This window comes from Nesterenkonia sp. PF2B19, assembly GCF_001758425.2.
Classification (GTDB): Bacteria; Actinomycetota; Actinomycetes; order Actinomycetales; family Micrococcaceae; genus Nesterenkonia; species Nesterenkonia aethiopica.
Genome location: NZ_MDSS02000003.1, coordinates 96,769 through 123,485, shown reverse-complemented (window position 1 = coordinate 123,485; position 26,717 = coordinate 96,769). Strand labels below are relative to the sequence as shown.

Genomic DNA, 26,717 nt, shown 5'->3' with positions numbered 1-26,717 from the left:
CACCGGGGCGCACCGGGTGCCGCCGGCGCTGCTGGTCGCCGAGCGGGCCCACCCGACGGCGGCCATCTGCGGGACGCCGACGGCGACGGCCGCCGAGTTCATCGCTCGCCTCGAGGATCTGGACCGCGGCCCGTTCACCGGCCCGGTGGGTTGGCTGGACGGCCAGGGCAACGCGGACTTCGGAATCGCCCTGCGCGGTGGGGTGCTGTCCCAGGACGCGCGCCAGGTCCGCCTCTACGCCGGCTGCGGGATCGTGGCCGGCTCCGAGCCGTCTTCCGAACTGGCCGAGACCTGGGCGAAGCTGCGCCCCATGCTGGGCGCGCTCGGCGTCGGCTGAGACCCGCTGGACCCCGCTGCCGAGGAACGTTTCGACAGCCTGAGCCCCGCAAGCTCCTGCCCCTCCCCGCGACCTCCCCGACGAGACGTCACTTTCCTGCATACCTCGACCGGGGCGACGCGCTTCAGCACCCCGAGATGCACGGGCAATTGACCCCTCGATGCCTGCACTCTGCCGTGCGCGGCGCCTCGCGACGGACGGCTGGACCGCTCACGCGGCCACCAGGGGGTCGAGGCGCAGATGGGTCCGCGTACGTTCGATCCCGAGCAGGTGCCACCTGTCCCGGAACAGGGCGAGCAGCTGCCCGTCGCTGCGCTCGAGGACCTCCACCCCAGCCAGGCCGGCCAGCTCGTGGGACGAGGGCTCATCGGTGGCGCGCGCCAACGAGTGCTCCAGCGGCTCCAGCTTCGCGCTGGAGCGGAACTCCTCGCGCAGGCGATGGTCGACGACCTCGAACTGCATGGGCCCCACGGCCGCTAGAACCGGCACATGGGTGCCCCGCACCTCCGAGCGCAGCACCTGGATCACTCCCTCGGCCTCCAGCTGCTCCACACCGCGGCGGAACTGCTTCATCCGCCCCATGTCTGCCGGACGGGCGACCGCGAAGTGCTCGGGCGCGAAGCGCGGCAGCGGCGGGTACTCCACCGGCTGCGCCTCATACAGCGTGTCGCCGATGCGCAGGGCGGAGGCGTTGACGATGCCCACCACGTCGCCCGGGTAGCGACGTCGACGACCTCTCGGGTGCGACCGAAGGCCAGGTGGGCGTACTTCATGGAGAAGGGTCTGCCGGTGCGCGCGGAGGTCACCGTCATGCCACGCCGGAACACGCCGGAGCAGACCCTCACAAAGGCCAGCCGGTCCCGGTGCGCGGCGTCCATGCCGGACTGGATCTTGAACGTGAAGGCGCTGAACGGCGCGTCCAGGGAGCGCGGCTCACCCTCGGCGTCGGGGCGGGGCTCCGGCGACGGCGCCAGCTCCACCAGTGCGTCCAACAGCCGGGGCACCCCCAGGTGCCTGACGGCGGCGGCGAAGAACACGGGCGTGGAGATCCCGGCCAGGAAGGTCTCCTGGTCATGGTCGGCCCCCGAGGCGCCGAGCAGCTCGGACTCCTCCCGCGCCTCGACGAGCTCCGGCAGGCCGAGGGCCTCGGGGGTCGCCTCCTCGGCGCTGAGGTGCTCCTCCTCTGCCGAACGCCGGCCGCCCGGCGTGGCACGGATCAGCGTGAGGCCCCCGGTCCTGCGCTCGAGGTAGCCGTGAAAGTCCCCGGCGATGCCCACCGGCCAGGTCACCGGGGTGGGGTCCAGCCCGGTCTCCTCGCGGATCTCGTCGATCAGTTCCAGCGCCTCCAGGCCGGGGCGGTCCCATTTGTTGATCACCGTGATGATCGGGATCCCTCGGTGGCGGCAGACGTTGAACAGCTTCATGGTCTGCGGCTCGAGGCCCTTCGCCGCGTCGATGAGCATGACGGCAGCGTCGACGGCGGCGAGCACCCGGTAGGTGTCCTCGGAGAAGTCGGCGTGGCCGGGGGTGTCCAGCAGGTTCAGCACCGTGCCGCGGTGCTCCAGCTGCATGGAGGCCGAAGAGATGGAGATCCCGCGATCCTTCTCCATGCCCATCCAGTCGGAGACCGTGGCCGACCTGCCGGCCTTGCCGTGGATGTGCCCGGCCTCCTCGATGGCGCGGGCGTTGAGCGCCAGTGACTCGGTCAGCGTGGACTTGCCGGCGTCGGGGTGGCTGATGATGGCGAAGGTGCGGCGCCGTGCTGCAGCCGCCGCGGCGCCTTCTGCCGGGTGGTCCTCTGCCGTCACGCCTTCTCCTTGCCACTGCTGCTGGGACTCGAACGGCACGTCGTGCAGGTGCACGTGAGCCGCTGGATGCTCTGTGAGCCAGAGCCTCCGCTGAGAACCTACCGCAGCGTCAGAGTCGCACCCAATGCCGCGACCCCTCCGCCGACCCCTCCGCCGACCCCACACCGGCCGCGAGGCCGATCGACCGACGATCATGTCTCGATCACTGAGATCTTCCTCACACAATTCCGACCCATCCCTCACGTAAGGGTAGAGTTGAGCGCTGTGAGCCGGGCACGCTCCGCCCGCCGCTCCCCACTGATCATCTCGCCCTGATCGTTCCGCGCAGTGCCGCGCGCCCGTCGCCCCTTGAAGAGCCGGACACGACTGTGCCCTGTGAGCCGCACACGCCGGTGTCCTGACCACAGAACGGAGCCCCATGGCCCCCGCACCCACTCCTGCCGTCGCGCATCCCGAGGAGTCGATCGCGCATCCGGAGGACCGCCAGTCGGTCCTGCGCACGTTGAAGTCGCCCCGCCTGCTGAAGGTGGAGGTCCTCGCCGGACTCGTCGTGGCCCTGGCCCTGATCCCGGAGGCCATCGCCTTCTCGCTGATCGCCGGAGTGGACCCCCGGTACGGACTCTTCGCCTCCTTCACGATGGCTGTGACCATCGCCTTCCTCGGCGGGCGTCCGGCGATGATCTCGGCGGCCACCGCCGCCACGGCGCTGGTGATCGCCCCGCTGGTGGAGAGCCACGGGATCGACTACTTCATCGCCGCCGTCATCCTCGCCGGCGTGTTCCAGGTGCTGATGGGCGTCCTCGGCGTGGCGAAGGTCATGCGGTTCATCCCGCGCTCGGTGATGGTCGGCTTCGTCAACGCGCTGGCCATCCTCATCTTCACCTCCCAGCTGCCGGAGCTCATCGGGGTGCCCTGGCTGGTGTATCCGATGGTCGCCGCCGGGCTCCTCGTGATCTACCTGCTGCCCCGGATCACCAAGGTGGTGCCTGCGCCACTGGTCGCGATCGTCCTGCTCACCGTCATCTCCGTGGCCTTCGCCTTCAACGTCCCCACGGTGGGCGACAAGGGCGAGCTCCCGGACTCCCTGCCGTCCCTGTTCACTCCGGACGTGCCGCTGACCTTCGAGACCTTCCAGATCATCGCCCCGTTCTCCCTCGGCATGGCCGTGGTGGGCCTGCTCGAGTCCCTGATGACCGCCAAGCTGGTCGACGACGTCACCGACACCCGCTCTGACAAGGTCCGGGAGTCCTGGGGCCAGGGTGCGGCCAACATCATCACCGGCTTCTTCGGCGGCATGGGCGGCTGCGCCATGGTCGGCCAGACCATGATCAATGTGAAGGCCTCCGGCGCCCGGACTCGCATCTCCACCTTCTGCGCCGGGATCTTCATCCTCATCCTGTCGGTCTCCCTGGGTGACGTGGTCGCGCTGATGCCGATGGGCGCCCTGGTGGCCGTGATGATCTTCGTCTCCGTGGCGACCTTCGACTGGCACAGCATCCGGCCCTCCACCCTGCGCATGATGCCCAAGAGCGAGACCTCGGTGATGCTCGTGACCGTCATCGCGACCGTGTGGACCCACAACCTGGCGATCGGCGTCATCCTGGGCGTGCTGACCGCCATGGTCCTGTTCGCGCGCCGCGTGGCCCACCTGGCCACCGTCACGCGCCGCGTGGACGAGCACTTCGGCGAGGAGATCGCCAAGTACGAGGTCAAGGGGCAGCTGTTCTTCGCCTCCTCCAACGACCTCTACACCCAGTTCCACTACCGGGACGACCCCGACCACGTGGTCATCGACCTCTACAACGCCGACGTCTGGGACGCCTCCACGGTGGCCTCCCTGGACGCCATCTGCGAGAAGTACGCGAAGTACGACAAGCACGTGGAGATCGCGGGGCTCGAAGGTGCCAGCGCCGCGATGCATGAGCGGATGGCCGGCAAGCTCGGCGCCGGGCACTGAGCTCACGGGAGCTCACGGAAGCTCGCTGCCTGGTGGCTCGGTGCCGGGTGGCTCGGTGCCGGGACGCTCAGCCCGTGGACGCCGCGTACTGGGCGATCCGCCCGCCGGCCAGCACCATCTCCACCTGACGTGCCGAGAGCCGATGGCGCAGGGTGACCTGCCGTTCGTCGCCGTTCCCGACGACGACGGCGGGCACCTCGCGTCCGGTGTGCAGCGCCTCGGCCAGCCCGCGCAGCCTGATCCGGTCCTCCTGGTCGACCGAGGCGTAGACCTCCTCATCGCACTCCAGCGCCAGGACTCCGAAGTTGGCCAGATTCTGCCAGTGGATCCTCGAGAAGGAGCGGGCCACCACCAGGCGCAGCCCCAGATACCGCGGAGCGATCACGGCATGCTCCCGCGAGGACCCCTGGCCGTAGTTCACGCCGCCGAAGATCGCATGGCCTCCCCCGACCCCGCCTGCCCGCTCCGGGTAGGTGGGGTCGACCTGTCGGTAGACGAACTCGCTGATCTTGGGGATGTTGCTGCGGTAGGGCAGCACCCTCGATCCGGCGGGCATGATCTCATCGGTGGAGACGTCGTCGCCGACCTTCAGCAGCACCGGCAGGTCGATCTCGTCCGGCAGGGGGTCGAACTCCGGCAGCGCACTGATGTTTCCTCCCTTGACCAGCTCGACCTCACGGGCCTGCTCCGCCGGCAGGGGCGCCACCAGCATCTCGTGGTCGATGGTGGGCGCCTCCGGCATGCGCGGGGTGGGACAGGCGAGGCCCCGTGACTCCTCCAGGGCACGGGGGTCGGTGATGCGCCCGGTCAGAGCCGAGGCGGCCGCGGTCTCCGGGGAGCACAGCCACACCGAGTCCTCATCCGTTCCGGACCGTCCCGGGAAGTTGCGCGGCATGGTGCGCAGACTGTTGCGCCCCACGGCCGGCGCCTGCCCCATGCCGATGCAGCCCATGCAACCGGACTGGTGGATGCGGGCCCCGGCGGAGATGAGGTCCAGCAGCCAGCCGCCGCGGGCCATGTCCGCATAGATCTCCCGCGAGGTGGGGTTGATGTCCAGGGACACACGCTGGTCGACCTGACGTCCGCGGAGGATCTCCGCGACGACGGCGAAGTCCCGCAGCCCTGGGTTCGCGGAGGAGCCGATCACGACCTGGTGGACCTCTTCCCCGGCCACCTCCCGCACCGGCGTCACGTTCCCCGGGGAGGACGGCGCGGCGATCAGAGGCTCCAGCATGGACAGGTCGATCCGTTCGGTGAGGTCGTATGCGGCGTCCTCGTCGCCCTGCAGCTCGACGAACTGGTCCTCCCGGCCGCGCTCGGCCAGATAGCGCCGGACCTCCTCGTCCGCTGGGAAGATGCTGGTGGTCGCCCCCAGCTCGGCGCCCATATTGGCGATCACATGCCGGTCCATCGCGCTGAGGGACCGGACGCCGTCGCCGTGGTATTCGATGATGCGGCCGCCGCCTCCGGTGACGCCGTGACGCCGCAGCATCTCCAGGATGACGTCCTTGGCCGAGACCCAGGGCGGCAGCTCACCGGTGAGCTCCACTCCCCAGACCTCGGGCATGGTGACGTACAGCGGCTCCCCGGCCATGGCCATGGCGACCTCGAGCCCACCGACCCCGACGGCGAGCATCCCCAGGGCACCCGCCGCACAGGTGTGGGAATCGGATCCCACCATCGTGGCCCCGGGACGCCCGAAGTGCGCCTGGTGGACCGGATGAGAGACACCGTTGCCGGCCTTCGAGAACCAGAGGCCGAACCGCCGGGCCGCCGACTGCAGGAACAGGTGGTCCTCGGGGTTCTTCTCATCGGTCTGAAGCAGGTTGTGGTCCACGTACTGGACGGAGAGCTCCGTGCGGACCCTGTCCAGCCCCATGGCTTCCAGCTCCAGCATCACCATGGTGCCGGTGGCGTCCTGGGTCAGGGTCTGGTCGATGCTCAGCGCGACCTCCTCGCCGGGGTGCGGGCTGCCCTCCACGAGATGCGAGGCGATGAGCTTCTGCGTCAGATTCTGGGAGGCGTATGCCATTCCGGTCATCCTCCTGGGGTCGGGGCGCTGCGGGTGGAGCCCACGGCGCGGGCTCTCCCCTCGACCATCTCTCCCTCGTCCCGAGCGGCACAAGGGTTCCCGAGCGGCACAAGGGTTCCCGAGCGGCATCAGGGCCGCAGCGCCACGGACGAGGAGTCAGATTCCCGCACATCACCCCCTCGGTGACGCGCGTCAGCAGCCGCCGGAATGCCGGGAACTGACCCCTCGATCGCAGGGGCGGTCAGAGGGCGGCCACGCCGTCCTTCATCCGGGCGTGCAGGTCCCGCAGCCCGTGGCGATCGGTGCGGACCTCGATGATCCGCACACCAAGCCGGTCATCGGGGTGCGCCAGGGCCTGTTGCAGCTGCTCCCGGGTGCCACCCCGCGGTGCTCGACGCCGAATCCGGCGGCGATCTGTGCCAGGTCCACCGCCTGCGGAGTGCCGAAGAGCCGTTCCACGGCTTCTCCCTTCCCCGGGCGGCGTCCCACGTCCCCGTGCTCGAGCTGGTCGAAGATCGCCCCGCCGGCGTCATTGATCACCACGACATCCACACTGGGCACCTGCTCACGGGACGGCAGCAGCAAGGCGTTGAGGTCATGGAGGAACGTCAGGTCGCCCACCAGTGCCGTCACCCGGCGCTCCCGGCTCAGGGCGATCCCTGAGGCCGCCGAGACGTTGCCGTCGATGCCGGAGAGTCCCCGCAGCGCCACCAGCCGCGCCGGCCCGTGCATGGTCAGCCGGGCGGCGAGGTCCACATCGCGGATCACCGAGGAGGAGCCCAGCAGCAGCGGGGTCCGCACCGTCTCCGCCACCAGCTGCGCCGCCCGCACCGAGGACATCGCCCCGACGGGATCCAGCTCCCGATCCACCACCTGCTGCACCCGGCGGCCCACCCTCAGCCACGTGTCCAACCACCCGGCGGGAGGAGCTCCGGCGAACTCGCGGATCCTCTCCAGGTCATGCTCCACGGGACGGGGCAGCCGGTGATCATGCCAGCCGACGCCGGCAGGCTGGTACTGCACCGCCTCCACGGAATCGGCACTCAGCAGCCGCTGCACCGGCCGGGACAGCGTCGGGCGTCCGGCCACCACCACCCGTTGGATCTCCGCGGTCAGCCGGCCGCCGGCGCTCGAGGCCGGCGCCTGCAGGATCAGCCGATAGGCCGGCACGGCCGCATCGGCATCCCGGGCCCCGCTGGTCGGCTCCGCCAGGACCGGGTGACCCAGCTCCAGAGCCAGCTGCGCAGCCTCGGGCGGAGCGTCGTGGCCCAGGACGAAGACGGTGCGCACGTCGCGGGCGATGTCCTGCACCGCCCGCAGGCTGCGCCGGATCTGCTCCCTGGCGGCCTCCCGCTCCTCGGCGTCCAGCTGGTCCATCAGCGCCCCGCCCTGCAGATGCACCGCCGGCTGCACAGGCGCCTGCGGACGCACCGGTCGGCGGGCCCAGCGCTGCGGCACCGCGGGCGCGCCCTCTTCAGGTTCGCGGGGCACCAGGGGTTCCCGGAAGCCGATGTTCAGGTGCACCGGGCCGGGTCCCTTGCCGCGGGACTCCGAGGCCTGCCGCATCAGCAGCGCCACCTGCGTCTCCGCGGAGAGCATGTCATCCCGGGACACCGGCTCCAGGCGCACCTCGCCCTGCTCCAGATGGATCTCGTCCCGCACCCGGCCGGCGAACATGCCGTGCTGCCAGGTGGTCTGGTTCGCGCCGGTGCCGTGAAGCTCCTCCGGCCGGTCGGCGGTGATGGCCACCAGGGGAACACCGGCCATGTCCGCCTCCATCACGGCCGGTGTCAGGTTCCCCACGGCGGTCCCGGAGGTGGTCACCACGCCGGCCGGCTGGCCCGAGTCCAGCGCGATTCCTAGGGCGGTGAACGCCGCGGAGCGCTCATCGATGCGCACGTGCAGGCGGATCGCACCCAGCTGTTCGGCCTCCGCCAGGGCGTAGGCCAGCGGCGCGGAGCGGGACCCCGGAGCGATCACCACGTGGCGCATGCTCAGGCTCAGCCCGCGCACCACCCGACGCGCCAGACGCAGCGCCTCGGCGTCCTCAGAGTCGTCGAATTCGCGGAAGGGACGCCGGTCGGAGTGCATGCCCCAATCCTAAGACGCAGCGCCCGTCCTCTGAGCCAGCACGGCATGGGCAGACCGCAGCCGCTGCTCCCACCAGGCACGGCGCGCCCCGTCCACCCGGTGCTCGTCCAGCAGCGCGGCGGCGGCTCCGGAGCCACCACGCGGCCGTTCCGCACCGGGACCCGCAGCGCCCCCTCCACCGGAAGCAGCGGGGAGTCCACGACGTCGGCGGTCAGCAGCGCGGCAGTGCCCAGTCCGCACGCATAGGGCAGGGACTCCAACCGGGCGGCCAGCGCCAGGCCGGCGGCCAGACCCACGGAGGTGTCCAGCGCGGAGGAGACGACGGCGTCGAGCCCGGAGTCGCGCACCACCTGGGCGGCACGGTCCACTCCGCCGAGCGGCGGGACCTTCACCACGATGAGGTCGGCGGCGCCCAGCCGCGCGACCCGCAGCGGATCCTCAGCCTTGCGGACGGCCTCGTCGGCGGCGATCCGCACCACGGTGCCGCGCCCGGTGGAGCTTCTCGCGCAGCACGGCCAGCGGCTCCACGCCGGCCACAGGCTGCTCCACATACTCCAGCCGGTCACCGGCGACGTCGGCGATCGCCTCCACCGCGCGAACCGCCTCGGCGTGCGTCCAGCCGCCGTTGGCGTCGGCCCGCAGGCCGGCATGCGGCAGCAGGCGCGCCACCTCCCGGAGGCGGGCGACGTCGTCGTCGAGGCTCTGACCGGGCTCGGCCACCTTGACCTTCACGGCGGGGATCGCCTCGGCGCGGCCGTAGCGCTCCAGCACCTGGGCCACCTGCGCGGCCGGCACCGACGGCATCGTGGCGTTGACCGGCACCGTGGTGCGCCGCGGCTCCCCCAGGCCGGTCCATCCGGCGTCGACGGCGGCGGCGAGCCACGCCGCGGACTCCTGCGGACCGTACTCGGGGAAGGGCGCGAACTCGGCCCAGCCGGCCGGACCGTGCAGCAGCATCGCCTCCCGGGCGGTCTGGCCGCGGAAGCGGGTCCGCATCGGCAGGCTCACGACGGCGGCACCGCGCAGCAGCTCCTCGACGTCGGGCAATGAGGTCATGGGCACAGTGTAGGCTTCACCGGCTCGACGGCAGCCGCCTGCGATACTGGTGTGCATGTCCGAGCATTCCCGTCTCCGCCTGCCCGCACGCCGCACCTGGCTGTGGGTCGTGGGCCTGCTGCTGTGCGCCTTCGCGCTGGTGGCGGTGCATGAGTTCTTCATCCGGTCCGCGACGGGCCAATGGCTCGAGCAGGCCACGCTGGAGTCCCGGTACTGGAACATCACCCAGGGGCCCCTGCAGAACGAGACGCTGCGGCAGCTGCTGCTCAAGGCCCCGGCGGCCGCGGCGGCGGTCTCGGGGCTGATCTTCTTGGCGATCACCCTGCTGCGCCGTCGGTTCCTCGCCGCGGGCATCGCGATCGTGGTGTTCCTGGGAGCCAACATCACCACCCAGGTGCTGAAGAACGTGTGGATCCACCGGCTGGACCACGAGATCCCGCTCTCGGTGGCGGACATGCGCTCCTGGTGGTGGACGGATCCCACGTTCCCCTCCGGGCATGCCACGATGGCCGCGGCAGCCGCCGTCGCCGTGTTCCTGGTCAGCGCCCCGCATCAGCGGCCCTTCATCGGGCTGTTCACCGGCCTGCTGGCGGTGTTCTCCGGGGCGGCGATCTTCATGACAGGGCACTTCGCCTCGGACATCATCGCCGCCTATCTGGTGGCCGCGCTGTGGGGCATCGCCGGCGGCTGGCTGGTGATGCGCACCGGCGAACGCTGGAACACCGTCACCGTGGAGGACGACACCGCCGTCGGTGCCGGAGCCGGGTTGGCCTGGTTCCTGGGGGTCGTGTTCTGTGCGGCCACAGGGCTGGCCCTGCTGTTCGCGGGCGGCTGGGAGGCCGTGCGCACTGCGGCCGAGAACCCCAGCGGCTGGCACTGGGTGGCGGGCACGCTGCTGCCCGTAGGTCCCGGGTTCCTGCTGTGCGCCGCGGGCATCACGTTCTTCGACGCCGAGGCCGGGCGTCGCCACCACGGACAGCCGCTGCACGCGGCCCCGCCGACGCCGCACCCGGTGCCGCCGCAGTTCACGCATCTCTACGACGTCTGATCGCCCCGCCGGGGAGGCTCCCCCGGGTGGAGGCTCACGGTCCCCAGTCGATGCTGAGCCAGGTCGCCACACCGAGCAGCAGCATGACGCCGAGGATGACGCCCAGCCGGTTCAGCCGGATCTGGAACTCGGGCTCCTCCCGCTCCTCGCCGGGGCGCTGACGATTGGTGAAGAACATGGGCCTCGCGGGTCCGTCTCAGGGTCAGTGGCCGGCGCGCAGCCGGCTGATCAGTTCCCGGGACTCCTCCGGGCCATAGGGCAGGATCGGGATGGCCTTGGTCGCATCGGTGACGGCATCCCGCAGCGCCTGCCGGGAGAGGGTGTGCCCCTGTTCCATGCGGCGGCGCATCGAGGCCACGAAGTCCGCGTCCACCGGCTGACCGTGACCGGGAATGATGCGCGAGCAGGTGCCCGCCATGGACCAGATGCGCCCCAGCGTGCGCACCCAGTCCTCCGGATGGGAGTCCCGGAAGCTCGGATCGGTGCCCTCGCGGACGAGGTTCCCGCAGAACATGATGCCGTCGTGGCCCTCGCGGCTGACCTCGACCACCAGGTCGGCGTCGGTGTGGCCGCGTCCCAGGTGCTCGACGACCACCTCAGGGCCTCCCAGGTCCAGAACCACCGGTGCCTGGCCGACCAGCTCGGTGGCGGTGGCCACCTCCGCCTCACGGTGGGCCAGGATCCGCTCCACACCGTGCTCACGCAGATACGCGTTGGCCCCGATGTGGTCCCCGTGACCGTGGGTGTTGACCACGATCAGCTCCGCATCGGTGACCTGTCGGACCGCCGCCAGCAACGCGTCATGGTCCCCGCCGTCCGGCCCCGGGTCGATCAGCACCGCGCCGCGGCTGCCGACCACCAGTCCGATGTTCAAGGGGGTGACGCCGCCGTCGACGGTGGTCATGAAGACGTCGTCGTCGACCCGGGTGAATGGAGTGATGCCAGGGGTGCTGGCCATCGTGATCACCTTCTCTGCCAAGGGGTGCCCGTTGTGCTTCATTGTGCCCCACGGGCACCCCTCTGGCGAGGATCCGGCCGGCTCGGCGGGCCTCAGTCGGCGCTCGGGTAGTGGCCCTCCGGCACCGGGACCTGACGCCAGTCGATGTCATGGCCGAGGTGGAAGTCCGGGTAGGTCGGCTGGTTGTAGGCGGTCTGCTGGTAGGCCACACCCACCCGGTACTGCGGGTCATGCATCAGCGTGTAGAGCTTCCGGTCGGTCACCTCGGTGGCCGTGAAGATCCGCAGCGCGGAGCTGTCCGACGTGCGCAGCACCAGCTCCTCACGCCAGTCCCCAAAGATGTCCGCCACCAGGGACGGGTTGCCCTTGGTGTAGTTGTTCGTCCTCGTACCCTCGGCCACCAGCAGGGTGCCGTCCAGCCAGTCCTCGATGCGCGGAGTGTCCTCCCGGTCGCCGACGATGAGCTGGGTGGTCATGTCCGGGGCCCAGCGGATGCTCATGTTCGTGCCGGGGACGTCCCCGTCCACCGGCTCACCGGTGGCAGTGAACAGTCCGGTCGTGCCCTCCTCCTCGTTGGGCGGGATCGACGCCCAGGCATGGTAGCCGGGGGTCTCCGGGTCGATGTCGCCGACCATGCCGCGGCCGACGTCGGTGCCGGTGTAGTCGCCCCACAGGACCTCGCCGGTGGCGGCGTCACGCATCGTATAGCCATAGGGCGCCCAGGGGCCGGCCTCGTGGACGGCGAAGATCTCCTGGCCCTGCCGATCGGGATCGAAGTGGCCCACGTGCAGGGCGTCCCCATGGCCCAGCTTCATCTCCTGGCCGGGGATGCTGCTGTCCGGGTGGCCCACCCCGGTGGATGAGTACAGCAGGCTGCCGTCATGGTCCAGAGTGGCGGAGCCGTAGATGATCTCCTGGTTCCCGTCGCCGTCGACGTCGGCCACGCTCAGCGAGTGGAAGCCCTGTCCGGCGAAGGTGCCCAGCTCGGGGTCCGTCCCCACTCCCTCGTGCGGGCCGGCGTCGAAGGGGTTGTCCATCGGCACATGCCCGGAGTCGGCCACCCACCGCTCGGTGATCTGCTCGCCGTCGAAGTCATAGGCGGCCGCGGCGGAGCGGGTGTAGTAGCCGCGGGTGAATACCGCGGACGGCGACTGGCCGTCCAGGTAGGCCACCCCGGCCAGGAAGCGGTCCACCCGGTTGCCCGGTTCGATGCGGGACATCGCGTAGTCGCCCCACATCAGCCCGTCGTCGCCGCGCTCCGGCGTGTAGGGCACGGTGTCCAGCTCGGCGCCGGTCTCACCGTCGAAGACGGTCAGGTACTCCGGGCCGTGGACGATGAAGCCCTCGAAGGTCCGCAGATCGTTGCGTTCGCTGCGGGAGGGCGCGTACTCGTCGATGAAGAAGTCAGCCAGCTGCCGGGCGTCGGCGTCGCTGAGCGGGTAGTCGTAGGAGGGTTCCTCACCGAAGGCCTCCTCCAGTGTCTCCGGCCAGTTCCCGGCGACCACCTCGGGATGCTCGTGCCAGCCGCGGAATACCTCCACCACATGCTCGTAGTAGTCGTCGGCGCTCATCCGGTAGTCGTCCTCAGGGCTGTACCCGGCATCCAGGTCCTCCTGCGGCATGGTGATGTGCTCGCCGTCGCCGGCCACCGTGCCGGGGGCGGTCTTCATCATGATCTCGGCGGTGCCGTCGCTGTCGAAGTCATAGACGAGGAACTGGGTGTAGTGGGCCCCGGCGCGGATGTTGGGGCCCAGTTCGATGCGATTCAGCAGCTCACCGTCAAGCGTGTAGGTGTCCACGTAGACCTCGCCGGTGTAGCCCACCTGGGAGACGTCCTTGGAGTTGCTGGGGTCCCACTTCACCACGAACTCGTACTGCCCGTCGCCGGTGACGTCCCCGACGGAGACGTCGTTGGCGTGGTACTCATACTCCTCTCCGGCCGGGGTGGTCCCCGGTTCGGGCTTCTGCAGGGGCAGGTCATAGTGGCCCTCCGCCCAGACCTCCGCCTCACCGTCGGGTCCGTTGTGCGGGGCGTTGCCCACCGGGGTGACGGTGTAGGTGGAGTCGGCGTCGCCGTCCGCGTCGTGGAAGTTCGTGGAATCGGTGACCGTGGCGATGCGCTCGCCATCGCGCAGCACGTGGAAGTTCGGCCCCTTCATGCCGTGGCCCGTGGCTCCGGTGGTCTCCTCGCCCAGCAGTCGCCAGCTCAGGTGGACGCCGTCGTCGGTGCCGACGGCGACCAGGCCGCGGTCCAGGGCCTCCAGCTGGTGGCCGAGCTCGGTGGTCTGGGAAGGACCCGCGGACACGGATCCGGCAGTCAGGCTCAGCGCCGCGGCACCGGCCAGGGCAGCGGCGGTACGTGTTGTTCGTCGTCGATAGGGCACAGGCTCAGCTCCTCGTTCATCACTCTCGGACCATCCAGCGTTGTAACGTGGATCACCCTAGAGCGGCGCGGTTGCCCTCGACAACAGTGATGCTAAAAACGTTTCAATAGCGGTGGGCACAGCGCTGTCGCGACATGACGTACGACGGCGCACACGCCGTCAGCCCGCTCTCCACCTGTTGTCCGCCTCACAGTGCGCGATACAGTCGGCCCATCATGACTATGGATTCACTGCTCCAGATCATCGGAGACATCGAAGAGACCGCCTGGTCCTGGCTCGGCATCTGGGTCGTCATCGGCGTCGGCATCTACATGACCGTCCGCACCGGGGTGGTGCAGCTGCGCCACCTGCCCGCGATGTTCGCGGCCATCGTGGAGAAGGCCCGGCGGGACGAGACCGGTCGCACCAAGTCGCTGTCCGCCTTCCAAGCCTTCACGATCACGGCGTCGGCCCGCGTGGGCACCGGAAACATCGCCGGAGTCGCCGGAGCGATCGCCCTGGGCGGCCCGGGCGCGATCTTCTGGATGTGGGTGATGGCCGTCCTGAACTCCGCGGCCTCCTTCGTGGAGTCCACCCTGGCGCAGCTGTACAAGACCCGCCGCTTCGACACCTTCAAGGGCGGTCCCGCGTACTACATCCAGCGCGGACTGGGCTCCCGCAGCGCCGGCATCGTCTTCGCCGTGATCTTCATCTTCTGCTTCGCCCTGTCCTTCACCTCGCTGCAGGCCAACACCGTCGTCGACGCCGTCACCGGTGCCGCGGACGCCGTCGGGGTGGCCGACACCACCACGCTGAGCTGGATCCTTGCCGTCGTGCTGACCGTGCTGACCGGACTGATCGTCGTCGCCGGCCTGCGCAGCGTCGCCCGGGTGGCCCAGAACGTGGTGCCGCTCATGGCCTCGCTCTACATCATCCTCGGGCTGGTGGTGATCATCATGAACATCGAGGAGCTGCCCCGCGTGGTGGGCCAGATCCTCGGCGACGCCTTCGACTTCCGCGCAGCTGCTGGCGGCGCCTTCGGCGCGATGATCATGGCGGGCGTGCAGCGCGGCATGTTCTCCAACGAGGCCGGCATGGGTTCGGTGCCGAACGTCGCAGCCACCGCCGACGTCTCCCACCCCGCCAAGCAGGGCCTGGTGCAGACCCTGGGCGTCTACCTGGACACGATCATCATCTGCTCGGTGACCGCGTTCATCATCCTGTTCACCTTCGAGGACCCGGTCGGGGCGGACGCCAACCTGGGCGTGGAGCTCACCCAAGGGGCGCTCGAGGCGAACCTCGGCATGTTCGGTGCCATCGCCCTGGCCGTGATCATCACGCTGGTGGCCTTCACCTCCATCCTGGGGAACTACTCCTACGGCGAGGCGAACATCCTGTTCATCTCCTCGAAGGAGAACGTCCGCAAGGCCTTCGCCGTGGTGCTCACCGGCGTGGTGTTCCTCGGCTCCATCATCAGCGTCGACCTCGCCTGGGCCATCGCCGGTGTCACCATGGTGATCATCGCCCTGTTCAACCTCGTGGTGATCTGTCTGCTCGGCAGCAAGGCGTTCCGCCTGCTCAAGCACTTCGACGCCCAGCGCAAGCAGGGCCTGGACCCCGTGTTCGTCGACGAGGACATGCCGGACCTGGAGAACGTCGAATGCTGGAGCCGCGAGGACGTCAGCGACTACCTGCAGCAGCGAGAATCGCCGACAGCTCCGCGGGCCGAGTGACCTGAGGCCAGTGGCCGGAATCGATGTCGACCAGCTCGACGTCGTCCCCGGCGGCCAGCTCCGGCATGAACCCGGCGGCCATCCACTGCCGAGCATCCTCCACGGTGAACTCCGGGCACACCAGCGTGACCGGCACCTGATGGCGGCGCGCATCCCGGTAGGTCACCGGGGTCTCGAGCACGCCCGCCGGGCTGGGACGCATGATCGCTTCCAGTCCCGCGCGCGCCTCGTCGTCGAGGTCCCGGACGTCCTCGGACTCGAAGGCCGCCCACCCGGGGAAGGGGACGTCGTCGCCGTCGGCGGCGAAGCCCTCCAGGAAAGGGCTGCCTTCCCCAGCCGGCATCCCGCCGATCATCACCGTGCGGGCCACGGAGTCCGGCCAGGCGTCCGCGGCCAGATGCGCCAACGTGGCCGCGGCCGAGTGCCCCACGACGACGGCGGGCTCCGGGTCCTCCTCCACGGCGGCGAGCACCGCGGCCAGGTGGTCGTCCAGGCCGAGGCCGGCGCGGCCGGCGTCGCGGGACTCCAGGCCGGGAAGGGTCAGCGCGTGAGCCTCATGGCCGGCCTTCCGCAGCAGGTCAGGGACGTCTCCCCACGAATCGGCGGCCAGCCAGAGGCCGGGGATCAGGATGAATCGCATGGCGTGAACACTCGCCGTCGAGCCGCGGCGAGTCAAGGGCTGATGACCGACCCCCTACCCCGGTAGGGGGCGGAGTTGGCTCCCCTGGGTGATGCCTCCGTACTGACCGGCTCCTTACGGTAGCCGCATGAGCGTCATCAGCACTGAGAAGAGCACCGCCACCGTGGAGCAGACGGCACCGTCGGCCCCGCGTGAGCGCATGCCGCGCAATGCGCAGACCAATGACTTCGCCGAGCTCGCCGCGGAGGTGAAGGCCGCTGGACTGATGGACCGCCGGGCCGACCGCTACATCCTGCGTCTGGTGGTCCTCGGACTGGCTGCCGTCGTCTCGGTGGCCCTGATGTTCGTGCTCGGAGACAGCCTCTGGCAGCTGGGGCTCGCCGCCGTCTTCGGCGTCCTGTTCACCCAGCTGGCCTTCCTCTCCCATGACAGCGCCCACCAGCAGGTGTTCGCCACCGGGCGGACCAACGAGTGGTTCTCCCGGATCGTGGGCAATCTGGGCGTCGGCCTCAGCTACGCCTGGTGGTCGCGGAAGCACGGGCGCCACCACGCCAGCCCCAACACCATCGGCCGCGACGGCGACATCGCCACCGGCGCCCTGGTGTTCGTCCCCGGAGAGAACGAGGGACGCACCGGCTTCATGGGGTGGATCACCCGCCGACAGGGCTGGCTCTTCTTCCCGCTGCTCACCCTCTTCGCCTTCGCCCTGCACTACAACGCGGTGCGCACCATCATCCTGGAGCCCAAGGTCAAGCACCGCGCCGTGGAGGCCGTGCTGGTGACCATCCGGCTGGTCGGCTTCCCCGCGCTGGTGCTGCTCACCCTCGGACTGCCGCTGGGCCTGGCGTTCCTGACAGTGCAGCTGGTGGTCTTCGGCGTCTACATGGGCGGCAGCTTCGCGCCCAACCACAAGGGCATGCCGCTGATCCCCAAGAACGAGCGCATCGACTTCCTGCGCCGCCAGGTGCTGACCTCCCGCAACATCCGCGGCGGGCTGCTCATGGACTGGGCGATGGGCGGGCTCAACCTGCAGATCGAGCACCACCTGTTCCCCCGCATGCCCAGCATGAACCTGCGCAAGGTCCGGCCGATCGTGGTGCGGTTCTGCGAGGAGAAGCAGATTCCCTACACCGAGACCGGACTCGTGGAGTCCTACGGCATCGTGATCCGCTACCTCAACCGCGTGGGCCTGGGGTACGCCGACCCCATGGACTGCCCGCTGGTCACCCAGTACCGGGGACGCTGAGATCAGCCGCGCGGGGGCAGGTGACCAGGCTCGGCGCCTTTCCCCGGATCGAGGGGTCAGAATCCCGCACATCTTTCCAATCTGACACGCGTCAGGCCGGGACGATGTGCGGGATTCTGACTCCTCGACGCGATCGATGCTTCAACGGGACCTCAGGGCCGCCAGCCGCGGCTCATCAGCGCAGCAGTCACCTTGTCCACGGCAGGTTCCCATGCCCGCACCTGATGCCGTCGGGTGATCCGCGCCTCGATCCAGCCCAGCGCCGTGGCGAGCTCCGCCCGGCCGACGTCGCGCTCCACCTGCTGGGGCAGGGAATGATGAGCTCCCTCGTACTGGACGGCGACCTTCCACTCACGGAACATCAAGTCCGGCTGGAACGCCGGGCGCCCGTACTCGTCGAGCACCCACTCGTTGACCTCGGGCTCCGGGAGTCCGGCGCGGTGCAGAGCCAGCCTCAGGCGCGTCTCCTGCGGAGAGTCCACCCGTTCGCGAGCCAGCTCTGCGGCCTGGCGCAGCATGGCGACTCCGCGCCGTCCGCCCATCGACTCGACCACCGCCTGCAGCTGATGGCGGGTCGCCGCCGCCTCGCCCGGCCCCTCCAACTCCACCCGTGGCGCCCGCAGAACGAGGTCTGCGGCGATCAGCGCATCCTCCAAGGATCCCCCGGCGAATCGATCCGCCCAGGTCCGCGCCGCCGTGGTGACCCTGACGCCAGCCACAGACGTGATCTGGCCCGCAGGGATGTCGACGCCATGCCCCACGACGCCGCGGCGGCGGATACGTGTTCGGCGTCGCGGCACCGTCAGGTGGAACGGTTCCCTCAGCTGCGTGCCCCACAGCCCCAGCAGAGCGGCAGCAGTCTCATGGCTGGCCACCACGTCAGCGTCGGCAGTCAGCGCCTGAAGCTTTGCCACCATCGGAGGCAGCTGGTGCCCACCGGCGTCATAGATTCCGTGCGCCAGCCGAGTCAGGGATCCGTGCCGCAGGGCGCGCTCCAGATCCGCGTCGGACCACGCGGCGAGCTCACGACGCCGCAGAGGGCCCTCCGGCACAGCCGGCGGCGCACGGTGCCTGCCGTCAGCCTCCGGGCTGTGGAGCGGGTTCATGCCCTCCATCTCAGCGGATGGGGCGGCGATGCGCAGGCGCCTTCCTCTGGGCTGTGGAAAACTCCCGAGCGAGACGAGTCAGATGGGCCCACGCCACACAGATCCGGGGGTCACTTTCCCGTGCACTTGTCCGCACTGACGCGCGGCGGGGTCTATCGGTGGTTGCACCGGCCTGTTCATCAGGAGCCGCAGTGGAGCCCACTGGAACGGCCCGGGCATCCCAGAAACAGCGCCATCACTCCAGCGGCAAGCGCGCCTCCACACAGAACCCACCCTCCGGCGTCGGGCCCGACTCGACGACGCCGCCCACCGCGCTGACCCGTTCCTCGATGCCCTCGAGCCCCAGCCCGGCGCCCGGAGACGGTGCGGCGTCGCTCGCCGGCGGGGCGGTGTTGCTCACGGTCAGCTGCAGCTCTCCCGCCTCCACCGAGGCCGTGACCGCCACCGTGGAGCCGGGCGCATGGCGCAGGGCGTTGCTCAGCGCCTCCTGCACCAGCCGGTAGGCGGCCAGCCCAGCGGCGGAGGGGACCTCAGGCAGCTCGGCGAACCCGTCGACGTGGATCGTCACGCCCGAGGCGCGGGTGTCCTCCACCAACTGTTCGATGTCCCCGAGCCCGGGCGTCGGCGCGGTGGGGACGTCGTCGTCGCCGCGCAGGATGCCCAGCAGCATCCGCATCTCCCCCAGCGCCTGCCGGGAGGAACGCGCGATCTCCTCGAACTCTCGCTGTGCCTCCTTCCCGATGTCGGGGACGCGATACGCAGCCGTGGCGGACTGGACGCTGATCACCGACATGCTGTGCGCCACGACATCATGCAGCTCCCGGGCGATCCTGTTGCGCTCCTCGAGCTCACGGCGTCGCCGGGTCTGTTGGGCGCTGGCCTGCTCCGAAGCCTGCAGCCGTCCGGCGTTGAGGATCCATTGACGGATCAGGGACCCGAGCAGCACCACTCCTGCACTGACCGAGGCGAAGACGATCGCCGTAGAGAGCACCCCGCCCGGCACCTCAGGGGCGGTCGCGACCACGGCAGCGCCGGTCAGCAGCGCACTGGCCGCCCAGCCGCTGGCCGCCACATACCAGCGCTGACGCAGTGCTGCGACCAGCAGCACCCCGCACTGGGCGAGCATCGCGGTCACCGGCCAGGGCCAGACGCTTACCTCGGACTCGGCGGTGGCCCCCATCATGGCTGCCGAAGCCACGACGGAGAGACCGATGCCGGACCAGGAGTGACGCAACGTGAGCACCAGGGCGCCGCTGTGCGCCACAGTGAGAATCATGGCGATCGCCACATTGACCTCATAGACGGCGGCGGTGACCGGCCAGCCCACGGCCAGCAGCACGACGGCGGCGAACACCGCCCCCATCCAGGACCACGCCTGGGCGCTGAAGGACGCTCCGGAAGCCCGCTCCGCCGGGGCACCGGAGGCGGCCTCGGGCCCGACGACATGATCGACCTCCGGCTCGATCCCTGGGGCGACAATGCCGCCGTCGGGAAGCCTGCCCCGGCCGCCGGAGCCGAGCAGGCTGGTGGCCAGCAGCGCGTCCATCCACGCCAGGCCGTGCATCACGGCCGGCAGGGTGACCAGGACGATCACACCTACGGTGAAGAACACGGCCGAGTCCAGCAGGTACCGGCCGGTGTCGGTGGCAGGCACCAGCGCGGGGGCGATCAGGTCCAGCAGCTGGATCAGGCCGCGCTCCCCCGGGATGAAGCGGGACCAGAAGAAGTAGGTGATGGCGGCCGGCCCCAGGACGATCCACAGCACCGCGATCACGAAGGTGACCAGTCGGACCGGCAGAGCGATGATCGCCTCGAAGATGAGGTCCAGCCAGCGCCGCGGGTCGCCCAGCAGACGCATCACCCCGGCGACCCCGGAGCCCCGCCGCCGGTACACGACAGGTTCCGGGACCGCGCCCCACAGGCGCAGCCGCCGACGGGAGAGCTCCGCGAAACCGGAGGCGACGATCAGGGTGGCCGGCAGCAGCAGCGCCCCGATCCAGAGCGGGGCGGTGACGATGGAGGCGGCGGTCAGCGTGACCAGCAGGCTGAACCCGAAGACCGCGATGGGCAGTCCGGGCAGCACGTAGGCGCAGTCGCGCAGCAGACGGCGGATCATGACATCGATCCTTGACGAAGGGCTGTGATGGTCACATCACACCACAGAGCGATGTGCGGGGCATACCGGAGGGGTACCGTGGGGCCATGCCTGAGACCCCTTCCGCCGCGGTGCGCGTGCTGATCGTGGACGACCAGTCGATGATCCGCGCCGGCTTCGCCGCACTGCTCGACGCCCAGCAGGACCTGGCCGTCGTCGGGACCGCGGAGGATGGGGAGGGGATCGTCGACGTCGTGCGCCGCACCCGACCGAACGTGGTGCTGATGGACATCCGCATGCCCGTGGTCAACGGGTTGGAGGCCACGAAACAGATCGCGCACATGCCCGGCACCCCGCCGCGGATCCTCATGCTGACCACCTTCGACGCCGACGAGTACGTCTTCGACGCGCTGCGCGCCGGGGCCAGCGGTTTCCTCCTCAAAGACGCGACCCCGGAGGAACTGGTGCACGCGGTCCGGGTGGTGGCCGAAGGCGAGGCGCTGCTCTCCCCCAAGGTCACCCGGACCCTGATCGCGGACTACGCCTCCCGGCCCACGTCGCGGCCCCGGACCCACCTGCTGGCCGAGCTCACCGACCGGGAGCGGGAGGTGATGACGCAGGTGGCCCGAGGCCTGGCGAACGCGGAGATCGCCGCCGAACTGCACCTGGCCGAGCAGACCGTGAAGACCCACGTCTCGCGGATCCTCACCAAACTGGGCCTGCGCGACCGGGCACAGATCGTGGTGACGGCGTATGAGTCCGGGCTGGTGCGGGCAGGGGAATGATCCGGAGCGTCAATGCCCCAGAAGCCCGAGGGGCACCACTGCGACCCCGTCGGGCCGCCTATAGGCGAACTCTCCAGTCGTGATGACCATCGTGTCCAGGACGTCATCGGGCATCTGATCCTGCAACCACAACAGATGACGGACATCTCGGTCGTGCACATCGCCTGCGAGCTTGATCTCCACGGCGACGACCTGTCCTTCGTCGCCTTCGATGATGAGGTCGATCTCCTCGCGGCCTTCACGCGTCCTGAAGTGCCACGCATGACCCCCTTCGGCCTCGGCGATGACCCGGAGTGTCAGCACCGCCAGTGATTCGAAGAGCCTACCGGCGACGTCCGCGTTCGTAGGCAACGCCAAGTGCCGAGCCGACACACCGAGCAGTCGTGCGGCCAGCCCTGGGTCAGCAAGATGATGCTTCGGCTTCTGCTGAATGCGCTTAAACATGCTCACTGACGGGCTCCAGGCTTCGAGCGGATCCAGGATCCAGAGTTGGGCCAGATGTTCTCGATATGCCTGCGTGGTCGTCTTGGCCGGAATCTCGCCGTCCTCCCCCGCGGCGGCAGCGATGCGGGCCAGCGCCGTCGTCGTGGAGGACGCGGCGGCGTAGGCAGCCATCCACCGTCGTAATTGGAGGGGCCTGCGCACAGTGAACCCGAGATCCGGCATGTCTCTGTCGACGATCCGCCGGAGATAGGCGTCGAGATGCTGGTTCCGTACCTGCACTGACATGCGGTGAAGGCCTGGGAACCCGCTGGAGACGACGGCGTCGAAGTAGTCCTCGAGGCGCAGAGGACACCGGGCATCGATCGACGGGAGATCCCCAGCTAGCATCTCTGAGAGGCTCACCGGATTATCACACAGGTCCCGCTCATGGAGCCCCATCGGGCGCATCCTGGCCGAGAGGATCCTCCCCGCACCGCTGTGCGTACCGGAGGCGTCACGTGGTGAAGAACTCCCCGCGAGGAGGAACCGTCCACCTGGAGCACCGTCATCGACGGCGCGTCTCACGGCGTTCCAGACGTCAGGCAGGTGCTGCCATTCGTCGATGAACACGGTTCCCTCAGGGAGGTTCAGGTAGTTCGACTGAGCCATGAGATGGGCCCGATGCTCTGGCCGCTCCAGGTTCCAGACATGGGCCGAGCGGCGTGCGGCGCTCGCCGTCTTCCCCACTCCCTTGGCCCCGTCCAGCGCGTACGCCGACACTTCGGGGAAGAAACGGTCCAGGAGCGTGTCGATGCTGCGAGGGGTGTAGTCCATGGCTCCTCCCACCTCTGTTCCGTACAGCTCCGAACGCCGTACGCTACCTTCTGCACGTCTTCTACACTACCTTTCGCACGTTATTTACACTACCTTCCGCACGCCCTCTGCGCTCCTTTTCGCTCAGATGTCGACTGGTCTGTGCTTTTCCTGTGCGTCAGCACTGCCGGATAGGGTTGTCCCCATGGTGACCGGAGAGCTGAAGAGCAAGGTTGATCGGATCTGGGATGCGTTCTGGACCGGCGGCATGTCCAACCCGTTGGAGATCATCGAGCAGATCACGTATCTGCTGTTCATCCGCCGGCTGGATCAGCTCCAGACTCGTGCGGAGAACAAGGCGAAGCGGACGGGCAAGCCGGTGGAGACGATGTTCTTCACCGAGGACCAGCAGCATCTGCGCTGGTCTGAGCTGAAGAACCTGGATGCCCAGACGATGCACCGGGTGATCTCCGATGAGGTGTTCCCGTTCCTGCAGAACCTGGGGAACGACGAGTCGACGTATTCGGATCACATGCGCAATGCGCGGTTCACCATCAATGCGGAGAAGGCGGGGATCCTGACCCGGGTGGTGGATCTGGTGGATTCGATCCCGATGGACCGCCGGGACACCAATGGGGACGTGTATGAGTACATGCTCTCGAAGATCTCCACCTCGGGGACGAACGGGCAGTTCCGCACGCCGCGGCACATCATCGAGATGATGGTGGCGATGACGGCCCCGAAGCCCGGGGATCGGATCATCGATCCGGCCTGCGGGACAGCGGGGTTTTTGGTCTCGGCCTCGGAGTACGTACGGGAGACCTATGAGCAGGAGCTGTACCGGCCGGAGTGGAACCGTCAGTTCCATGAGGAGATGTTCCACGGGTACGACTTCGATTCGACGATGCTGCGCATCGGGTCGATGAACATGATGCTGCACGGGGTGGAGCATCCGGACATCCGGTACCGCGATTCGCTCTCGGAGGGTGCGATCGGGGAGGCGGATGACTTCTCCCTGGTGCTGGCGAATCCGCCGTTCGCCGGGAGCTTGGACTATGAGTCCACGTCCCGGGACCTGCTGAATGTGGTGAAGACGAAGAAGACGGAGCTGCTGTTCCTGGCGTTGTTCCTGCGGCTGCTGCAGCCGGGCGGGCGCGCCGCGGTGATCGTGCCGGACGGCGTGCTGTTCGGCTCGTCGAAGGCGCATAGGGATCTGCGCCGTCAGTTGGTGGACGGTCAGAAGCTGGATGCGGTGGTGAAGCTGCCTTCGGGTGTGTTCAAACCGTATGCGGGGGTGTCCACGGCGATCCTGTTCTTCACCAAGACCAATGCCGACGACGGCGGCGCGGGTGCGACCGACGAGGTCTGGTTCTATGACGTGGCCGCCGACGGCATGAGCCTGGATGACAAGCGCACTCCCCTGCTGGATGTGGAGAAGCTGGGCCCGAGCCCGGAGGAGCCGCTGAGCACCGAGGAGCACACGAAGAACAACCTGCCGGACGTGGTGGCTCGGTGGGCTGAGCGGGACGGCGCGGAGCGTGAGCGGCCCCGGACCGAGCAGAGCTTCACGGTCCCGCGGGAGGAGATCGCCAAGAACGACTACGACCTCTCCATCAACCGGTACAAGGAGATCGTCTTCGAGGAAGAGGACCACCAGGACCCGCTGGAGATCATCGAGGAGCTGGAGACGCTCGACGACGAGATCCGCACTGGGCTCGCCGAGCTGAAGGAGATGCTGAAGTGAGCGAGCTGCCGAAGGGCTGGACGACGGTGGCGCTGGGGGACATCGTGGAGCTCAGGTACGGCAAATCTCTCCCCAAGAAGCTTCGAACCCCGGGAGGCGTACCCGTCTACGGCTCCGCCGGGGCGGTGGACCACCATGAAGAAGCCTTCACGTCCGGACCCGCTCTCGTGGTCGGCCGCAAGGGCTCGATCGGGCAGATCCATGCCCCGGATCGCCCGTTCTGGCCCATCGACACCACCTATTTCACCAAGCACGACGACTCACGTGTCAACCTCAGATGGCTCTACCACCGCCTGCGGTCAGTCGGGCTAGAGTCCATGAACAAGTCCGCAGCAGTGCCGGGCCTCAACCGCGAGGACGTCTACCGCATTACAACCCTCCTCCCACCCCTCGCCGAACAACGCCGCATCGCCGCCATCCTCGACCGCGCTGCTGACGTTGCGGGCAAAGCGCTGAGCGTGGTGGACCTCCTGGATGCCACCGAGGCCAGCCTCTACAGGTCGATGTTCCAACAGATCGAGGCGGGCTGGACCACCAAGACCGTTCAAGATGTGGCCTTGCCGGAGAAGAACTCGATGCGCACCGGACCTTTCGGCAGCCAGCTCCTCAAGGAGGAGCTCACTGACTCAGGGATACCCGTCATAGGAATCGACAACGTCGTAAGGAACGAGTTCGGCTGGGGGGAGAGGCGCTTCATCACCCAGGAAAAGTACGAGCAGCTCAGCAGATATACGGTTCATCCCGGGGATGTGCTCATCACGATCATGGGCACGAATGGCCGCGTAGCCGTGGTTCCAGATGACATCCCCACAGCCATCAACACTAAGCACCTGTGCTGTATCACTCTCGATCAGTCGCAATGCCTCCCGGAGTTTCTCCGCTCAACGTTCTTGTGGAACCCGGCCGCGCAGCGCTACCTACGAAGCAAGACCAAAGGCGCGATCATGGGCGGGCTGAACATGGGCATCATCAAGGGCATGCCCATGCCTGTCCCGCCGTTGTCCATCCAGAAGGAGTACGTTGAGCGTCTCGTCGAGCTCCGTACTGCTCGATCCACTGCTCGATCCAGATTCTCAACCCTGAACGACCTGCGAGAGTCCCTCCAATCCCGGGCCTTCCGAGGGGAGCTCTGACCTATGGCCGTCTCGTCCACGGACCTCCAGCGCATCGCCGACTGGTGCGAGCAGCGCACGCCAGAACACGTGCGGGACCAAATCTGGATCGAGCACGACGTCACACCTCGCCACGTGGACATCATGGAGTGCCGACCCGACTGGATGGACCCGCAGAACCGCCCCGCCATGCGATTCCCCATCGCCCGCCTCCGCTACACCACACGCACTGGCCTGTGGACCATCTATTGGCGAGACAGGAACCTGACGTTCCACCACTACCCGGACTTCCAGCCGACGTCGAACGTCCGCGAAGCGCTGGCTTTCCTGGACACCACTGACGACCCCATCTTCTGGGGCTGACCCACCCCACTTCACTCAAGCCTTGAGGAGACGATGACCATCTCGTCCGACGCGACCGTCTTGATCCCCCGCTGGCACGAGTTCATGCGGCCGGTGCTGCAGGTCCTCTCAGACGGAGAGTCCTGCAGCCGCCGCGAGCTCTACTCGGCCACCACAGAGCTGATGGAGCTCACCGACGATCAGACCAGCGTCATGTTCGCATCGGGTCAGTCAAAGGTCGAGAACCGCATCGGGTGGGCCATGTCCGCGCTCTCCCAGGCGGGCGCCGTGGAGCGACCCGCACGCGCCACCTACCGGATCACCGAGACCGGACGTCAGGCACTGCGAGACCACCCCGACGGCATCACCCAGGCTGACCTGAGGAAGTTCCCCTCCTGGGTCGAACATGACGAAGCGAAAGCCGCCCGCCGCGCCAGGTCAGGAGCCAGCACCGCCCCAGACGAGACCGAGGCCACCACGGGCGACTCCACCCCGGAAGATCAGATCACCAGTGCCATCGACGAGTTGCACAGCACCGTCTCCGACGAGCTCCTCCAACGCCTGCAGGACGGCTCCCCCGACTTCTTCGAGGACGCCGTGGTCAAGCTGCTGCTCGCCATGGACTACGGAGGGGCCGAACAGCGAGGTATGAAGGTCGGAGGCACCGCCGACGGCGGCATCGACGGCTTCGTCGACCAGGACCCCCTCGGCCTTGAACGCGTCTACATTCAGGCCAAGCGGTACAGCACCGGCAACGGCATCGGCCGCGAGACCCTCCAGGCCTTCATCGGAGCGCTCCACGGCCGCGGCGCCGCCAAAGGCGTCTTCATCACCACCAGCCACTTCACCAAGCTCGCACGCGAATACGCCGACAACCTTCCTACCCGGGTCGTGCTCATCGACGGTGAGCGCCTCACCTCGCTGATGATCAAGTACCGGGTCGGCGTCCAGGTCAAACAGACCTACGAAGTCGTCACAGTGGACGAAGACTTCTTCGAATGATCCACGCCTCCCCGGCGAAGCGACGC

21 protein-coding genes and 1 pseudogene are annotated in these 26,717 nt (G+C 68.7%); 10 read left to right on the top strand and 12 right to left on the bottom strand.

All coding sequences use genetic code 11. From position 1 onward, the window contains the following. On the top strand, nucleotides 1-337 hold a 337-nt coding region (locus tag BCY76_RS01760; protein ID WP_170922550.1), incomplete at its 5' end, for a chorismate-binding protein. A 210-nt stretch (nucleotides 338-547) separates the two neighbouring features. Here the strand turns inward: BCY76_RS01760 and BCY76_RS01755 are convergent. Continuing rightward, nucleotides 548-2,145: pseudogene (locus tag BCY76_RS01755) on the bottom strand (peptide chain release factor 3). Between the two features lie 418 nt (nucleotides 2,146-2,563). Between BCY76_RS01755 and BCY76_RS01750 the strand changes: the two are divergent. Beyond that, nucleotides 2,564-4,102, top strand: coding sequence for a SulP family inorganic anion transporter (locus BCY76_RS01750; RefSeq protein WP_070158878.1), 1,539 nt, complete (start codon nucleotides 2,564-2,566; stop codon nucleotides 4,100-4,102). Nucleotides 4,103-4,169: 67 nt separating this feature from the next. Here BCY76_RS01750 and BCY76_RS01745 read toward each other — a convergent pair whose 3' ends face one another. The 4 genes from BCY76_RS01745 to BCY76_RS20590 form a co-directional block, all read right to left on the bottom strand. Further along, nucleotides 4,170-6,134, bottom strand: a complete 1,965-nt coding sequence (locus tag BCY76_RS01745; RefSeq protein WP_085437076.1) for an aconitate hydratase — start codon at nucleotides 6,132-6,134, stop codon at nucleotides 4,170-4,172. 264 nt (nucleotides 6,135-6,398) lie between these two features. Next, entirely contained in the window at nucleotides 6,399-8,225 is a 1,827-nt protein-coding gene (gene menD, locus BCY76_RS01740) for a 2-succinyl-5-enolpyruvyl-6-hydroxy-3-cyclohexene-1-carboxylic-acid synthase (RefSeq protein WP_083277302.1), read from the bottom strand. After that, nucleotides 8,135-8,704, bottom strand: coding sequence for an enolase C-terminal domain-like protein (locus tag BCY76_RS20595; RefSeq protein WP_442935337.1), 570 nt, complete (start codon nucleotides 8,702-8,704; stop codon nucleotides 8,135-8,137). The genes menD and BCY76_RS20595 overlap by 91 nt, the downstream gene beginning before the upstream one ends. After that, nucleotides 8,664-9,281: an enolase C-terminal domain-like protein gene (locus BCY76_RS20590; protein WP_442935336.1), complete on the bottom strand. Its 618-nt coding sequence runs from the start codon at nucleotides 9,279-9,281 to the stop codon at nucleotides 8,664-8,666. Before BCY76_RS20590 ends, BCY76_RS20595 begins: the two co-directional genes overlap by 41 nt. A gap of 55 nt (nucleotides 9,282-9,336) precedes the next feature. On the opposite strand from BCY76_RS20590, the gene BCY76_RS01730 reads away from it, so the two are divergent. Further along, nucleotides 9,337-10,329, top strand: coding sequence for a phosphatase PAP2 family protein (locus BCY76_RS01730; protein ID WP_070158877.1), 993 nt, complete (start codon nucleotides 9,337-9,339; stop codon nucleotides 10,327-10,329). Nucleotides 10,330-10,363: 34 nt separating this feature from the next. On the opposite strand, the gene BCY76_RS17915 is transcribed toward BCY76_RS01730, so the two are convergent. The 3 genes from BCY76_RS17915 to BCY76_RS01720 form a co-directional block, all read right to left on the bottom strand. Beyond that, nucleotides 10,364-10,507, bottom strand: a complete 144-nt coding sequence (locus tag BCY76_RS17915; protein WP_170922549.1) for a hypothetical protein — start codon at nucleotides 10,505-10,507, stop codon at nucleotides 10,364-10,366. A 24-nt stretch (nucleotides 10,508-10,531) separates the two neighbouring features. Next, nucleotides 10,532-11,287, bottom strand: a complete 756-nt coding sequence (locus BCY76_RS01725; RefSeq protein ID WP_170922548.1) for an MBL fold metallo-hydrolase — start codon at nucleotides 11,285-11,287, stop codon at nucleotides 10,532-10,534. Nucleotides 11,288-11,379: 92 nt separating this feature from the next. Further along, on the bottom strand, nucleotides 11,380-13,671 hold the full coding sequence (locus BCY76_RS01720; RefSeq protein ID WP_083277301.1) for a rhamnogalacturonan lyase: 2,292 nt from the start codon (nucleotides 13,669-13,671) through the stop codon (nucleotides 11,380-11,382). Nucleotides 13,672-13,886: 215 nt separating this feature from the next. Here BCY76_RS01720 and BCY76_RS01715 point away from each other — a divergent pair, with 215 nt between their 5' ends. Next, nucleotides 13,887-15,383, top strand: coding sequence for an alanine/glycine:cation symporter family protein (locus BCY76_RS01715; RefSeq protein WP_237089907.1), 1,497 nt, complete (start codon nucleotides 13,887-13,889; stop codon nucleotides 15,381-15,383). Here BCY76_RS01715 and BCY76_RS01710 read toward each other — a convergent pair. Next, nucleotides 15,331-16,023 (bottom strand): alpha/beta fold hydrolase, encoded by a 693-nt coding sequence (locus tag BCY76_RS01710; RefSeq protein WP_070158874.1) that lies wholly within the window; start codon nucleotides 16,021-16,023, stop codon nucleotides 15,331-15,333. The genes BCY76_RS01715 and BCY76_RS01710 overlap by 53 nt on opposite strands. Before the next feature lie 127 nt (nucleotides 16,024-16,150). On the opposite strand from BCY76_RS01710, the gene BCY76_RS01705 reads away from it, so the two are divergent. Beyond that, a complete protein-coding gene (locus tag BCY76_RS01705) occupies nucleotides 16,151-17,269 on the top strand; it encodes an acyl-CoA desaturase (RefSeq protein WP_139827563.1) in 1,119 nt (372 codons plus the stop codon). Between the two features lie 152 nt (nucleotides 17,270-17,421). On the opposite strand, the gene BCY76_RS01700 is transcribed toward BCY76_RS01705, so the two are convergent. Then, nucleotides 17,422-18,375: a type IV toxin-antitoxin system AbiEi family antitoxin domain-containing protein gene (locus BCY76_RS01700; RefSeq protein ID WP_139827562.1), complete on the bottom strand. Its 954-nt coding sequence runs from the start codon at nucleotides 18,373-18,375 to the stop codon at nucleotides 17,422-17,424. 235 nt (nucleotides 18,376-18,610) lie between these two features. Beyond that, on the bottom strand, nucleotides 18,611-20,491 hold the full coding sequence (locus BCY76_RS01695) for a sensor histidine kinase (protein ID WP_070158872.1): 1,881 nt from the start codon (nucleotides 20,489-20,491) through the stop codon (nucleotides 18,611-18,613). A gap of 86 nt (nucleotides 20,492-20,577) precedes the next feature. Here BCY76_RS01695 and BCY76_RS01690 point away from each other — a divergent pair, with 86 nt between their 5' ends. Beyond that, nucleotides 20,578-21,255 carry a response regulator gene (locus BCY76_RS01690; RefSeq protein WP_070158871.1) on the top strand — a complete coding sequence of 226 codons (678 nt, stop codon included), beginning with the start codon at nucleotides 20,578-20,580 and terminating at the stop codon, nucleotides 21,253-21,255. A 9-nt stretch (nucleotides 21,256-21,264) separates the two neighbouring features. On the opposite strand, the gene BCY76_RS01685 is transcribed toward BCY76_RS01690, so the two are convergent. Beyond that, nucleotides 21,265-22,512, bottom strand: a complete 1,248-nt coding sequence (locus BCY76_RS01685) for an ATP-binding protein (RefSeq protein WP_070158870.1) — start codon at nucleotides 22,510-22,512, stop codon at nucleotides 21,265-21,267. 184 nt (nucleotides 22,513-22,696) lie between these two features. Between BCY76_RS01685 and BCY76_RS01680 the strand changes: the two genes are divergently transcribed. From BCY76_RS01680 to BCY76_RS01665, 4 genes are read left to right on the top strand one after another with little or no spacing between them, the layout of a single operon-like run. Continuing rightward, nucleotides 22,697-24,235, top strand: a complete 1,539-nt coding sequence (locus tag BCY76_RS01680) for a type I restriction-modification system subunit M (protein ID WP_070158869.1) — start codon at nucleotides 22,697-22,699, stop codon at nucleotides 24,233-24,235. Continuing rightward, nucleotides 24,232-25,368, top strand: a complete 1,137-nt coding sequence (locus tag BCY76_RS01675; protein WP_083277300.1) for a restriction endonuclease subunit S — start codon at nucleotides 24,232-24,234, stop codon at nucleotides 25,366-25,368. Before BCY76_RS01680 ends, BCY76_RS01675 begins: the two co-directional genes overlap by 4 nt. 3 nt (nucleotides 25,369-25,371) lie before the next feature. Continuing rightward, a complete protein-coding gene (locus tag BCY76_RS01670; protein WP_070158868.1) occupies nucleotides 25,372-25,710 on the top strand; it encodes a DUF3024 domain-containing protein in 339 nt (112 codons plus the stop codon). A gap of 33 nt (nucleotides 25,711-25,743) precedes the next feature. After that, complete coding sequence (locus BCY76_RS01665) at nucleotides 25,744-26,691, top strand: restriction endonuclease (protein WP_139827561.1); 948 nt, start codon at nucleotides 25,744-25,746, stop codon at nucleotides 26,689-26,691. The last annotated feature ends 26 nt before the right edge of the window (nucleotides 26,692-26,717 follow it).